15 protein-coding genes and 1 pseudogene are annotated in these 12,831 nt (G+C 68.9%); 5 read left to right on the top strand and 11 right to left on the bottom strand.

All coding sequences use genetic code 11. The annotated features are described in order from the left end of the window. Window positions 1-23 precede the first annotated feature (23 nt). Window positions 24-263: a FitA-like ribbon-helix-helix domain-containing protein gene (locus DPV79_RS09435; protein WP_021158161.1), complete on the top strand. Its 240-nt coding sequence runs from the start codon at window positions 24-26 to the stop codon at window positions 261-263. After that, the gene (locus DPV79_RS09430; protein ID WP_021158162.1) at window positions 260-679 is read left to right on the top strand and encodes a type II toxin-antitoxin system VapC family toxin; all 420 of its coding nucleotides are present in this window, start codon (window positions 260-262) and stop codon (window positions 677-679) included. Before DPV79_RS09435 ends, DPV79_RS09430 begins: the two co-directional genes overlap by 4 nt. Window positions 680-811: 132 nt before the next feature. Here the strand turns inward: DPV79_RS09430 and DPV79_RS09425 are convergent, their stop codons facing one another. Then, entirely contained in the window at window positions 812-2,107 is a 1,296-nt protein-coding gene (locus DPV79_RS09425) for an aspartate carbamoyltransferase (RefSeq protein ID WP_027789492.1), read from the bottom strand. Between the two features lie 233 nt (window positions 2,108-2,340). Here DPV79_RS09425 and DPV79_RS09420 point away from each other — a divergent pair, with 233 nt between their 5' ends. Beyond that, complete coding sequence (locus tag DPV79_RS09420) at window positions 2,341-2,475, top strand: entericidin A/B family lipoprotein (protein ID WP_021158165.1); 135 nt, start codon at window positions 2,341-2,343, stop codon at window positions 2,473-2,475. Between the two features lie 94 nt (window positions 2,476-2,569). Here the strand turns inward: DPV79_RS09420 and DPV79_RS09415 are convergent, their stop codons facing one another. The 3 genes from DPV79_RS09415 to DPV79_RS09400 form a co-directional block, all read right to left on the bottom strand. Next, entirely contained in the window at window positions 2,570-3,118 is a 549-nt protein-coding gene (locus tag DPV79_RS09415) for a hypothetical protein (protein ID WP_021158166.1), read from the bottom strand. 184 nt (window positions 3,119-3,302) lie between these two features. After that, a complete protein-coding gene (locus DPV79_RS09410; RefSeq protein WP_113045372.1) occupies window positions 3,303-4,256 on the bottom strand; it encodes a DMT family transporter in 954 nt (317 codons plus the stop codon). A 335-nt stretch (window positions 4,257-4,591) separates the two neighbouring features. Then, complete coding sequence (locus DPV79_RS09400) at window positions 4,592-5,386, bottom strand: AraC family transcriptional regulator (RefSeq protein ID WP_113045281.1); 795 nt, start codon at window positions 5,384-5,386, stop codon at window positions 4,592-4,594. A gap of 170 nt (window positions 5,387-5,556) precedes the next feature. On the opposite strand from DPV79_RS09400, the gene DPV79_RS09395 reads away from it, so the two are divergent. Then, a complete protein-coding gene (locus DPV79_RS09395; protein ID WP_113045371.1) occupies window positions 5,557-6,390 on the top strand; it encodes a MoaF C-terminal domain-containing protein in 834 nt (277 codons plus the stop codon). Then, the gene (locus DPV79_RS09390) at window positions 6,387-7,196 is read left to right on the top strand and encodes an SDR family oxidoreductase (protein ID WP_113045280.1); all 810 of its coding nucleotides are present in this window, start codon (window positions 6,387-6,389) and stop codon (window positions 7,194-7,196) included. The genes DPV79_RS09395 and DPV79_RS09390 overlap by 4 nt, the downstream gene beginning before the upstream one ends. 103 nt (window positions 7,197-7,299) lie before the next feature. On the opposite strand, the gene DPV79_RS09385 is transcribed toward DPV79_RS09390, so the two are convergent. The 7 genes and pseudogenes from DPV79_RS09385 to DPV79_RS09350 all read right to left on the bottom strand — a co-directional run. Continuing rightward, a complete protein-coding gene (locus tag DPV79_RS09385) occupies window positions 7,300-7,782 on the bottom strand; it encodes a cupin domain-containing protein (RefSeq protein WP_021158171.1) in 483 nt (160 codons plus the stop codon). Between the two features lie 275 nt (window positions 7,783-8,057). Beyond that, complete coding sequence (locus DPV79_RS09380; protein WP_113045279.1) at window positions 8,058-8,780, bottom strand: dihydrodipicolinate reductase; 723 nt, start codon at window positions 8,778-8,780, stop codon at window positions 8,058-8,060. Window positions 8,781-8,984: 204 nt separating this feature from the next. Further along, window positions 8,985-9,752 (bottom strand): DUF4410 domain-containing protein, encoded by a 768-nt coding sequence (locus tag DPV79_RS09375; RefSeq protein ID WP_113045278.1) that lies wholly within the window; start codon window positions 9,750-9,752, stop codon window positions 8,985-8,987. Between the two features lie 340 nt (window positions 9,753-10,092). Continuing rightward, complete coding sequence (locus tag DPV79_RS09365; protein WP_113045276.1) at window positions 10,093-11,439, bottom strand: ATP-binding protein; 1,347 nt, start codon at window positions 11,437-11,439, stop codon at window positions 10,093-10,095. Next, window positions 11,439-12,152, bottom strand: a complete 714-nt coding sequence (locus tag DPV79_RS09360) for a response regulator (RefSeq protein WP_048026791.1) — start codon at window positions 12,150-12,152, stop codon at window positions 11,439-11,441. The genes DPV79_RS09365 and DPV79_RS09360 overlap by 1 nt, the downstream gene beginning before the upstream one ends. Window positions 12,153-12,195: 43 nt before the next feature. Then, window positions 12,196-12,501 carry an EF-hand domain-containing protein gene (locus DPV79_RS09355; protein WP_081058806.1) on the bottom strand — a complete coding sequence of 102 codons (306 nt, stop codon included), beginning with the start codon at window positions 12,499-12,501 and terminating at the stop codon, window positions 12,196-12,198. An 89-nt stretch (window positions 12,502-12,590) separates the two neighbouring features. Further along, window positions 12,591-12,831, bottom strand: a pseudogene (locus tag DPV79_RS09350) (hypothetical protein); the annotation flags it as partial.

Genomic DNA, 12,831 nt, shown 5'->3' with positions numbered 1-12,831 from the left:
AAGCAATCTTGATGAGGCGCACCATGCCGGTGATCACCGTCCGAAATCTGTCCGATGAAGTGCATCGAGCACTTCGCATTCGCGCGGCCCAACATGGGCGCAGTACCGAAGCCGAGGTGCGCGACATTCTCGAACAGGCCGTTCTTCCGGGCGGGCGGCTCAAGCTGGGAACGATGCTGGCGGCAATCGGGCAGGAGGCCGGCGGATTCGATTTCGACGCCCAGCGCGACAAGACGCCTGCCGATCCGATGAGCTTCGAATGATCCTTGTTGATACGAATGTCATTTCCGAACCGCTACGACGCGAGCCGAACGCGGCCGTGATCGAGTGGCTCGATGCCCAGAATGTCGAAACCTTGTTTCTGGCTGCGATCAGTCTCGCGGAAATACGATTGGGCGTGGCTGTATTGCCGGAAGGACGCCGGCGAGAGTGGCTGCATCAGAGCATCGAGCAGCGCGTGCTGCCATTGTTTCGAGGACGAATCCTGCCATTCGACGATGCTGCGAGCAAAGCGTATGCGAGCCTTCGCGCACGCGCTCGTGCCGCAGGTGTCGCAATTGCACCATCCGATGGTTTTATCGCCGGCACGGCCGAAGCGAACGGCCTGATCGTCGCCACGCGCGATGTCACGCCGTTCGAGGCAATGGGAATTCGCGTAATCGACCCGTGGGCGCGCTAGCGAGCCCACGGCTGCCGGCCGCGCAGGCTGCCCCGCAATTGAAAAACGCGCCGTGCGATGCGGCGCGTTCTGCTTCAGGCGAGCGCGCTTTCCAGCCTGAAACGATGGCGGGCGCGAGACCCCGGATGCGGTTCAATCGACGCCGTGAAACACCGCGTCCTCCGGCCCGAGGTATGCCGGCGGGCGCCACGTCGCGTCGCGCATCGAATGCTGGACGAGGTTCTCGACGCCGAGCAGCACCGCGAAGATCGCCATCCGCACCGGAATGCCGTTGTCGGTCTGACGGAAGATCGCGAGGCGCGGGTCGCGGTTCAGGTCGACCGACAGGTCGTTCGCGCCGGGCCGGCTGTCGCGCGGCAGCGGGTGCATGATCAGCGTGTCGGGCTTGCACACCGTGTCGACGAGCGCCTGGTTGATCTGGAAATCCGGCGTGTAGCCTTCGAACGACTCGTCGGTGAAGCGCTCCTTCTGGATCCGCGTCGCGTAGACGACGTCCGCGCCGCGCAGCCCGGCCGCGAGGTCGGTGGTCTGCTCGATCACGTGGCCGTTCGTCGCGATCTGGTCGACGATGTAGGCCGGCATCTCGAGCGTCGGCGGCGACACGAGCGTGAACTTCAGCCCGCGGTACAGCGCGAGCAGCTTGACGAGCGAGTGCACGGTGCGCCCGTACTTGAGGTCGCCGACCAGCGCGATGTGCGCGCCGTCGACGATCTTGCCGAGCCGCGAGAACTCGCGCTGGATCGTATAGAGATCGAGCAGCGCCTGGCTCGGGTGCTCGCCGGGGCCGTCGCCGCCGTTGATCACGGGCAGGTTGGTCGCGCGCGCGAACTCGGCCACCGAGCCTTTCTCCGGGTGGCGGATCACGAGCGCATCGACGTAGCCGGCCATCACGCGGCTCGTGTCGTAGATCGATTCACCCTTGGCCATCGACGAGAACGTGAAGCCCGTCGTGTCGCACACCGAGCCGCCGAGCCGGCAGAAGGCGGCGCCGAACGACACGCGCGTGCGCGTGCTGGCTTCGAAGAACAGGTTGCCGAGCACGGCGCCTTCCAGGACGCGCGAAATCTTGTGGCGGCGTGCGATCGGCTGCATCACGTCGGCCACGCGAAACAGCGCCTCGACCGATTCCCGCGAGAACTGGTCGACCGACAGCAGTTGCGGCTTGCCTTCGAAAAAGAACTGCTTGGCGAGTCCTTGATTATCTACGCTTTGCGTATAGCTGCCGCCTTCCGGTGCCGAGCGCTCGACGATTTCCGACACGAAGCGCTCGACGATCTCGGGCATCCCGCGCGATTCCTGCGAATCGTCGGGCAACAGCCAGGTGTCCAGCGCGCGCCGGCTGACGCCGATGCGATTGGCGAACGCTTCGCGGGTCATGTTGAGGCGGCGCATCGCGTCGCGGAGGAAGGCTTGCTGGGGGACGGTCATCGGCGGCTCCTGACGGAAAATATACGCGGTGCGTATATTAGTTCCTGGCGCGTTGAAGTCAAGGAAAATCTGCGCGGACCGGCTGTGTGGCCCATGTGACATGCGGCGGGTTCGTAGTGGCGCGTCGCGGCCGTCTCCGTATAATCAGGTCAGGCCCCGTGCCCGGCGTCTTGCCGGGCACGGGGCCGCATACGATTCGCCCGTCGGGCTTGTTGATTCGAAGGAGAATGAGAATGACGCGTACGATTGCTGCAATGCTGCTGGTAGTGACCGCCGCGCTCGCCGGTTGCAACACGGTCGCCGGTGTGGGCCAGGATATTTCGAAGGGTGGCCAGGCGATCAGCGATACGGCTGAAAAGGCCAAGTAAGCCGACTGGTTTCGGAATGCAGAAAGCGCCGGCCGTCCCGCAATTGCGGGGCGGCCCGGCGCTTTTTTTTCGACCGGCGCCGACGCCGGCGGCGTCACGCGTGTTCGACGAACGCGTAGCGGCCTTCGACCTTGCGCGGCGTGAACCAGCCGTAGTCGGGGAACATCCGGTTGCGCACGTACCAGACGTAGCCCACCAGCAACGCGGTGATCACGAGACTCGGCAGCGCGGTCGACGGATCGCGTCCGAGTTCGGCGATGGTTTTCGGCAACTGCAGCAGCGACAGCAGGATGAACGCGTGATAGGCGCCGACGCGATGAGTCGCGAAGCCCCAGATGAACAGCAGCGACAGCGGCACGGTCAACGCCAGGAACACGGCCACGAGGCCGGTGCCGGCGCCGCTTGCGAAGAAGTAATACGCGAGCACGAGGCTGATCGCGAGCTGGGCGATACCGAGCGCGACCAGGATCCGGACGTGCACCTTGTTCTTGCGGCAGCGCTCGGGGTCGGGGCGCGATGCGATCAGGTGCGCGAGCACGCGATCCTTGAGCCCCTGCCCGGACAGTTCGGCCAGTGCGTCGGCCTTCCTCGTTCCCGCGGAGAGCAGCACCGCGATTCTTGTTTTGGCTTCCTTCCTGTTCATTGCGTGTCGGATTGTTGTTCGATGGTTGTCAAAGGGGCCGGCCACGCGAATATTGCATCTTGCGGGGTGGTGCGCAATGGATTTGCGGCGCACGGACACATTCCTACAGTGGCCGGGGGCGCGGGCCGCGACGATGTGACGGGAGGAAGTGGCCGCCGTTGCCGCAATCCCGCGATGACTGCAATCAGTCGGCGGCGGTTTGAGCGGGGGTGGGCGCGGGGCTGGTTGGCCGGGCATCGTGCGTGTCGACGAGCCGCTCGCGCCGCCGCGTCGCGCCGACGAGCATGCCCGCGACGACGAGCGCGATGCCGGCGACCCGCGTGACGTTCAACGTTTCACCGAACAGCGCGACCGCGAACAGCACGGCCGAGACCGGCGCGACCGCCGTGAACAGCGCGGCCTCGGTTCCGCTGGTGCGCGCCGAACCCGCGTACCAGCACAAGTAGCCGAGCACGGTCGGCACCAGCGCGTAGTAGGCGATTGCCGACACCGCGCCGAGAGTCCAGCCATCTGCGACCGCGTGCCATTCGAATACAGCCGGCACGAGCGCGAGCACGAAGCCGAGGCCCGACATTGCGGTGGACAGCGCGAGCGGCGGCAGCGGCGCGGCAAGGCGCCGGTTGAGCAGGATGAATACGGCTTCGCATGCAACGGCGGCCAGCACCAGTGCATCGCCGGCAAGCGTCTGGAGCGACGGCAGCGCGTGGCCGGGGGCGAACGTGACGAACAGCACGCCGGCCGTGGCGAGCGCGGCGGCCACCCAGTCGCGCGGCGTCTGCCGCTCGCGCAGCACGACGGCCGCGATCAGCGTCGACATCGCGGGCAGCGTGCCGAGCATCACGCCTGCGTCGAGCGGCGACGACAGCTTCGTGCCGCTGATCAGCAGCACCGTATAACCGACACCGCCCGCTGCAGCCTGGATGACGAGCAGCACGCCGTCGCGGGTGGAAATGCGTGGCCAGCGCATTCGCTGCGCGCGCATCAGCGCGAACAGCAGCGGTGTCGCGATCAGGAAGCGCAGCGCGGTGGCCGTGAACGGCGGCAGGCCGCCTGCCGCGAGACGGCTCGCGATGACGGTGCTGCCGACGCCTGCCATCGCGGCGGCGAGATAGAGATAGCCGATCAGTCGTGTCTTCATGCGCCGCATCGTCGCGTATGGCGGCATCGCGCGTCTTGAACGAAATTGCAGCGGGCGCGGGTGCGTCGAGGGCCGTGCGTGGGGCGTTACGCACGTGCGTTTGCGCAGACTGCTGCCGAAGCGGAAGCGGAAGCCGAAGCGGAAGCCGCAGCCGCAGCCGCAGCCGCAGCCGCAGCCGCAGCCGAAGCCGACGCCCAAGCCGACGCCCAAGCCCAAGCCCAAGCCCAAGCCCAAGCCCAAGCCCAAGCCCAAGCCCAAGCCGCGCCAGCCGTCGTCGACATCGGGGCCCGCCTTCGATCGCCTTGCAACCGATCGCGTTGCGCGGGGGCCCGACGTCAACCGACCTGCGCAAACCTCCCCGGCGTGATCCCGAACTGGCGCGCGAACGCGCGCGTCAGGTGGCTCTGATCGGCAAAGCCGGCTTCGGCCGCGGCATCGGCGATCGGCAGGCCGCTGGCGAGCAGCGCGCGTGCCAGCCGCGCACGCGACTGGATCAGGTAGGCATGCGGTGTGATGCCTAGTTCGCGGGCAAACCCGCGCAGCAGCTGGAAGCGGCTCACGCCGCTCAGGCCGGCCAGCTCGGCGAGCGAAACGGGGGCGGCCGGTGCCGCGTCGAGCCGCTCCCGCGCGATGCGGATCGCCGGTGCAACGCCCGCCGTCGGCAGCGTGCGGTTCGCGTGCCGGGCGAGCAGCCCGGCGACGAGCATCACGAGTGCCTCGTCGCGGGCGAGCGGCGGGGATTCTCCCGCGACGATGCGCGCATGCAGCCGGCCGACGGCGGCCGTGAGCCGCGCGTCGCGTACCGCCGGATGCGCCAGTTCGATGCCGCCGAGGCCTTCTTCCGCCGCGACGCCCGCGACCAGCGCGGGCGCGAGGTACAGCATCCGCCAGCGCCGGCCCGTGCCGGCCTCGATCGGCGAACCGTCGTGCATCTCGCCCGGGTTGACCATGATCGCGTCGCCGGCCACGGCGTCGACCTGCCCGCGGCCGCTCCACGACCGGTGCGCGCCGCTGACGATCACGCCGACCCCGAATTCGTCGTGCGCGTGGCGCGGAAACGCGCGGTCGGAGTCGAGGCTGATTGCCTCGATGCCTTCGCCGGTCCGTCGGTAGTGGGTGACGCGGTGCATGTGCGCTCCTCGCGCCGGTCGCGGCGCGGATTTCGTGCACTTTAGCGCGTTCCGGCGGCGCGCGCCCTTCATCCTTTTGGCCGATACCGCGCATCGCGCGCAGCCCGCACCATGTGCACATGAGCAGCGTACACGGTCCGCCGGGCCTGAAGCTGCGCGGGAGACGGCAGGTGGAACGACAGGATCCGGTATTCATTCAGGTTGGCGCGCTCGCGGACGGCTTCGCGCCGGAAGCGAACATCCTCGCATCCGTCGATGCGCTCGCCGGGCATACGCTGACGCTCGGCGACGCGTCGGGGGCATGGCGGGTCTACATGTTCGAGCCGGGCGCGCTGCAGTGGCGCGACGCGGCGACCGACACGGGCGGCCGCGAGCCGTGCCGCGTGACGCGGTTGCGCAACGGGCTGTACTTCGTCGACTACATCGATTCGTCAGCCCGCGCGACGTCGGTCAGTCTCGTGATCGATCTCGACAACGGGGTATGGACGTCGGTTGTCGGCGCGCTGCCGACCGAAGCCGACACGCGTATCGACGCGTTCACGCGGGTGGCGCGCGGGCTGCCGCTGACGGGCGTCGAGGCCGGTTTCCGGCACGGCACGCTCGGCGGCCATACGCAGCCGGGGCCGCTGCACGGGCCCACGCGCGAACTGATCGGCAAGCGGACGCTGTACCGCTACAGCCCGACCGAGTGCTACGAGCACATCTACCTGAACGAGAACTTCTACGCGTGGCAGTGCCTGCAGGGTGTCGAAGGCGGCCTGGCCGATGTCGACCGCTGCCATTACTTCAGGATTGCAGAGGAGCTGTATCTGTTCGTGTGGCGCGAAAAGGTGGTGCCGACGCTCGGCGTCGTGCTGATCGACCTCGCGCAGCGCAAGACCGACGGCAAGATCTTCGGCTACCAGGGCGGCGATTTCGGCACGCTGTCGAACTTCCCGATCGGCGCGCATGCGCAGGTGCTGAACGACACCGTGCATCCGCTCGACGGCGGGGCGCAGCGATGAATGCCGCGCCGGGCAGCGGCCGCCTGCGGGCGGATTTCAGCGGGCGTGTCGTGCTCGTCACGGGCGGCGCGCAGGGGATCGGCGCGGCGATCGCGCGCCGTTTCGCGGAATCCGGCGCGTTCGTCGCGCTCGCCGACCTGAACGGCGAGGCCGCCGCCGCGCAGGCCGACGCGCTCGCGAGCACGGGCGGCGAGGTGCGCGCCTATCGGGTGGATGCGGCCAGCCGCGACCAACTGGTCGCGCTGGTCGCGGCAGTCGAGCGCGATGGCGGCCGGCTCGATGTCGTCGTCCACAATGCCGCGTATTTTCCGCTGACGCCGTTCACGCAGATCGACGAGCCGACGCTCGACCGGACGCTGTCGGTCAACCTGTCGGCGCTGTTCTGGCTCGCGCAGGCCGCGTTGCCGGCCTTCGGGCGCGCGGGGGCGGGGCGGCTGCTCGTCACGTCGTCGGTGACGGGGCCGCGCGTCGTGTATCCGGGGCTCGCGCATTACGCGGCGTCGAAGGCCGGCGTGAACGGCTTCATTCGCGCGGCGGCGCTCGAGCTCGCACGCCACAACGTGACGGTGAATGGTGTCGAACCGGGAATGATCCGCACGCCGGCGGCAGGCAATCTTGGCGATGCGTCGGTCGCCGCGCAGATCGCGCGCGACATTCCGCTTGCGCGGATGGGCGAACCGGAAGATATCGCGAACGCGATGCTGTTTCTCGCGTCGGCCGATGCCGCGTACATCACGGGGCAGACGATCGTCGTCGACGGCGGTGCGACGTTGCCCGAGAGCGGGGCGGTGCTGGGCGGCGAGTGATGGCTGGCCGGGTAACGCGCCGCGCAACGAGGCGGCTCCGGCGGCCTGCCGCGCGTTCACGCAGCAGGCTCGGCAGGTTCCGTCGGGGGCATCTTCGCGAGCGTCAGTCCGGCATGCCGTCGTGGTCCCCGAGCGGCCTGGCGGGCCAGTCCACCCAGCGGTCCGCGCGGGTAAGCTCGTACGCCTCGTTCTTCGGGTAGCGGATACGGTTGTCGTCGCGCGGGCGTTCGCCGATCACCATCAGCCTGACCTCGTCCTTCGTGTTGTTGATGAAGGTGTGACAGATGCCGGTGCCCGCCGGAAACGCGACGGAATCACCTTCTGCAACGGGGTGCAGCACGCCGTCGATCCAGACATCGGGCTTGCCCTCGAGCACGTACACGAACTCCTGCTCGGTGCTTTCGGCATGCGGATATGACGTCCGCCGACCCGGCAGGAGCCTCACGTGATGAATGCCGATACGGGTGATGCCGAGTTCGGCGGAAAGCGGTGCGTCCAGCGCCATCGGCTCGGTGTCGCCGCGGTAGCAATGCGCTTCCGGTTCTTCGAGCTCGGTCCAGTGCTTGATGAAATCGGGGCGGGTCATTGGATGCTCTCCTTTCGGGGGATGTCGACTGTGGCGATTCACGCGCCGGCGTCGGCAGCGGTTTGCGCCCCATCTCGGCGAATGAACCTCGGCCGATAACTTGCCGGCCGATACGAAACGACGTTTGCACGTCGCGGCTGCCGGGGGCGGGACGTTGGCCCGGATGCCGCCGGCGAAGCGATCGGCGACATCCACGGCATTTTGCGACGAACCTGTTTTCGTTGTGGAAACGACGTGCGAGACGCGCGCATGCCTGCCGCCGCGTACCGCCGCGACTACAGCCAGCCGTTGCGGATGAACTCGACGATCGAATAGCGGCGGTGCTCGAGATCGTGCTGCCGGACGGCGTCGACGATGCGCGATACGCCATCCGCGTAGGGCGTATCGCCCACCACGCGCGATTCGAACTGCAGGCTGCACGCACCGTCGTCGATGCGTATCCGGTGAATCGCGTGGCGGCCGAGCTGATCGTCGGCGACGGCGAATTCGCTGCGCTGCACGTCCGGGTCGCGCACGGAGCGGATGTCTTCCGGCCGCACGCCGAGCGACTGGCCGATCCCGACGGCCGTGCCCGGGACGGACGTCTTGCCGGCCTGGTGCGACTCCGTCAGGCTGATCCGGCAGTCGTGAAACAGGTGGCCGCTGGTCTCCAGCATGCTCATGAACTTGAGCATCAGGATGTTCGTGTTCGGACACAGCACGATCGGGAAAGCGTACGAGCCGGCTTCGAGCACGGAGCCGGTGGACAGCTCGACGAGCGGCGCCGCGGTGGCCTCGCAGAACGCGATGACATCAGGGAGCTCGCGGCCGGAACCGGCGTGCACGACGATCGAGCGGGCGTCGGTATGCCGGGCGTCACCATGCCGGGCGTCGCTATGCTGCGCATCGTGGTGCGTGCTGTCCGACCACGCCATCACGCGACAGGTTGCGGGGTCGAGCCGGTGCGCGCCGAGCAGTTCGCTGGCCAGCTTGCCGGTTCCTACGACGAGTACTTGCATGGCATTGACGGGTTGAGGTTCGGAATTCGTTCAGGACGGGAAATGGCGCCGGCCGTCGGGTGGCCCGGCACGGTCGCGGCGCGTGCCGCCGCAGCGGCCTCGCGCATTATGCCCGGCCGCCCGCCTGCGCGCCCGCCGGGCCGGCAGGCGGCGTGCGGCGTGCGGCGTGCAGCGTGTGGTGCGCGGTGCGCGGTGCGCGGTGCGTCAGCTCGCCGACACCGTCGGCAGCCACGCGTTCGCCGCATTCTGCGTGGCGAGCTGCTTCGCGATCGAGCGCGCGAGTCGATCCGTATCGGACACCACCGTGTCGTGCTTGGCTTCCGACACGCCATGCAGGCCGGCGCCGACCGCTGCCGACGTCGCGAGGCGGCCGGCCGCCGCGCCGACCCCGGCGGTTTCCACCATGCCGGGCAGGTGGCCGCTGTTCGCGCTGGACGAGAACGTGCCGAGCGGTTGCGGCGCGCCATACGCCGGCCGGAACAGCACGGTGACCGATGCCTTCACTTCGCTCTTGCCCGCTCCGAGCCCGATCAGGGTGCGGCGGCGGCGGTTGCCGGCGTCGATCGACTCGAACCGGCCTTCGATCACCAGCGCGTCGCGGCCGTCGGGCACCGGGCCGCGCAGCGCGGGGATGCCTTGCGACCGGAGTTCGCGCACGAGCGCGTCGGCGAGCCGCTCGCGTGTCGTCAGCGCGCTCTGCTGGCGTTGCACGTCGGCGGACGAACCGCTCGCGAGGGTCGTGAGCTTGGCGATCATGCCGGCGTCGACCTTGACGTCGGTCGTGTCCACGTCGAACGCGGACACGTAGACGACGTCCGCACGAACCTGCGGCTGCGTGCGGGCCGCCGGCGCGGCGGTCATGGCGGTGGTTGAGGTCGATGCGCAGCCGGTCATCGCGAGCGCGCCGGCGATCAGCGCGACGCTCGTCAGACGTTTGGCGTGGGTGGCAAGGGTGTGAAGGGAAGTGAGCATGTCGATCTCCGAGGCCTGGATGAAGTTGCCGATACTGTCGCGGCATTCAGGAACGCGAACGATCGGAAGCGGGGCGTGATCGCTGGCGAGGGAGAGGTTTCATGCCGTTGCGCAACACGCAGGCGCAAGTATGCGGAGGCCGGGCGTGATGCGCCACGCAGGAATTATGTCGGCGCATGTCACGTGCCGCCGCGCGCGGGCACGCTGGGCCGCCGGATCGTCGGATCGTCAGGCAGTAAGGGAGTAAGGCGGTAAGGCGGTAAGGCGGTAAGGCGGTAAGGCAGTAGGGCAGTAAGGCAGTAAGGCGGACAGAAGAACCGAAGAACCATCGAGCCGCCACTCAACCCGAAAGCCCTCGCCGCGCCTGCCCGGACGAATCGAGCGGCAGCGCGACGACGGCCTCCAGGCCGCCGCCGTCGCGGTCGCGGAACGTCAGCGAGCCGCCGTGCAGGCGGGCGATCCGCTCGACGATCGCGAGGCCCAGGCCCGTGCCGCCCGCATGGCTGCGTGCGTTCGCGCCCCGGCTGAACGGTGCCTTGAGCCGTTCGAGTTCGGCCGCGCGGATGCCGTTGCCGCGATCGCCGACCACCGCATACGCAATCCCGCCTTCGGCCCACGTGCGCACGCCGAGGCCCGTGCGGCCATAGACGACCGCGTTCTGCATCAGGTTCATCAGCAGCCGCATTACGCTGATCGGACGAAACGCGAACATGGGCACCTCGCCTTCGTCGAACTCGAATTCATGGCCGAGCCCCGCGAAATCCGCGACGAGCTGGCCGATCAGCGCGTTCAGGTCGCCGGTTTGCGGCGTTTCGCGCTCGCCGCTGCCCGCGTAGTCCATGAATTGCTGCAGGATCGTATCGATCTGGTCGAGATAGTGCTCGGCCGATGCGGTGAGCGCGTCGTGCGTGCCGCGCGGCAGCGCCATCGCGATCGCCAGGCGCAGCTTGGTGAGCGGCGTGCGGATGTCGTGCGACACGCCGGCCAGCATCAGCGAGCGGGTCGCTTCCGCCTGTTGCAGTGCGTCGGCCATCTGGTTGAATGCGCGGCTCACGTCGGCGATTTCGGTCGGGCCGTCGGTGGGCAGCGGCGGCGGGCGCTCGCCCGCGCTGACGCGCTGCGCCGCCCGCGCCAGCGCGTCGAGCGGCCGGTTCAGGTGGAGCTGGATCAGGTAGCCGGTCAGCGCCGCGAGCAGCGCCAGCCCGACCGACAGCACGAGGGCCGTCGTGATGCCGCTCGCCTGCGCGTCGGCGGCCATCGGCAGCGGCACCCAGACAGGCGAGCCGGCCGCGTGCAGTCGGATCCACAGGCGCTCGTCGTCGCCGGATTGCCAGCGCGCCGGGAGGTCCGGCGGCAGGTGGCGTTCCAGGGCCTGCATGAACACGTCGCGCTGCCAGGTGCGGAAGAAGGCCGCCAGGTTCGGCGCTTGCGGCGGTGCGGCCGGCGGCAGCGCGGCCTGGCCGCCGAACTGCGCGACGGCCGTGCGGCCGGCATCGGGCGGCAGGCTGGCGAGCGTGCGGTCGAGCAGCTGCACGTAGTCGGCGAAAACGATCGAGGCCCGCTCGATGCGCGGGCGTTGCACGTAGTGCAGCAGCACGGTGAGCGAACAGGCGAGCGACAGCGCGACGAGCGCCACCAGCAGCGCGATGTTGCGCGCGAGCAGCGAGCGCGGCAGCGGGATGCGCATCACGGCTCGATGCCGGCCACCAGCATGTAGCCGATGCCCCAGACGGTCTTGATGAAGCGCGGCTTGGCGGGATCGTCCTCGACGATCTGGCGCAGCCGCAGGATCTGGACGTCGACGCTGCGGTCGAGTGCGGCATGGTCGCGGCCGCGCGCGCGGGCGAGCAGGTTCTCGCGGCTCACCGCGCGATTCGGCGACGAGCCGAGCGCGTGCAACAGCAGCATCTGCGCCGAATGGATCTCGACGGGCGTGCCGTCGCGCATCAGCGTCTGCTGGCCGACGTCGAACGTGAACGCGCCGAAACGCAGGCGCTGCGACGTGACCGTCGGCTCGCCGGCCGCCATCTTCTGCCGCCGCAGCAGCGCGCGGACGCGGGCCACGAGTTCGTCGGGGAGAAACGGCTTCGCCAGGTAATCGTCGGCGCCCGTCTCGAGGCCGACGACCTTGTCCGCGGCATCGCCTTTTGCGGTGAGCATCAGGATCGGCAGCGTCTGGCCTTCGGCGCGCAGGCGCCGGCATACGCTCAGGCCGTCCTCGGGCTCCATCATCAGGTCGAGCACCAGCAGGTCGTACGGCTCGCGCTGCAGCAGGCGGTCAAGCCGCTTGCCGTCGGCGACCGCGCGGACCTGGAAGCCGTGGCCGGTCAGGAAGCGCTGCAGCATGTTGCGCAGCTCGGCTTCGTCGTCGAGCACGACGATCCTGCAGGACTGTTCCATCGCTTGCCTCCCGGTGCGTGCGCGGCCGGATCGTCGTGCGGGTTCAACGGGCCGCCATGCGCTGGCGCATGAAACCGGCCAACTGCTCGAGCGTGACGTAGCCGTTGTGCTGCGTATCGATTTCGTCGAAATGCTGCGCGACCATCGGCATGCCCGCGGCGGCCTGCTCGCGGGTGAGCCTGCCGTCGTGCGTCGTGTTCGCGCTGGCGAAGCGGGCCTGCAACTGCATCAGTGCGCGTTCGACGCGTGCACCACCGTTCGCCGCGCCGGGCGGCACCTGCTGTGCCGACGCTGCTGCTGAGACGATACACAAAACGACGACGGCAATCATCTTCTTGATGGACTTCATGGGGTTTCTCCTTGCGTGGCCGACGGTCTGCGCCGGCCGGGTGGTTGATGAAACGGATGGAAAACGAAACAGACCGGAGCGGGGCCGGGTCATGCCCAGTGCGCCGGCACCCACACGCGGCCGGCCCAGTGGCCGGGCACCCAGACGACGGCGCGCGGCGGGTGGGCGACATACACGGCGCGCGGGGCGACGTACACGGCACGCGGCAGCGGCGGCGCGAGGTACAGGACCTTCGGCGGCGGCGGCGCGACGTAGACGACGCGCGGCGCGGGTGCGACCACGACGGCCTTCGGCGGCGCAACATGCACGACCTTCGGCGGGGGCGTGACG

Origin of the sequence: Burkholderia reimsis (assembly GCF_003294055.1) — a bacterium.
Classification (GTDB): domain Bacteria; phylum Pseudomonadota; class Gammaproteobacteria; order Burkholderiales; family Burkholderiaceae; genus Burkholderia; species Burkholderia cepacia.
This window is presented reverse-complemented; position numbering and strand designations above follow the sequence as displayed.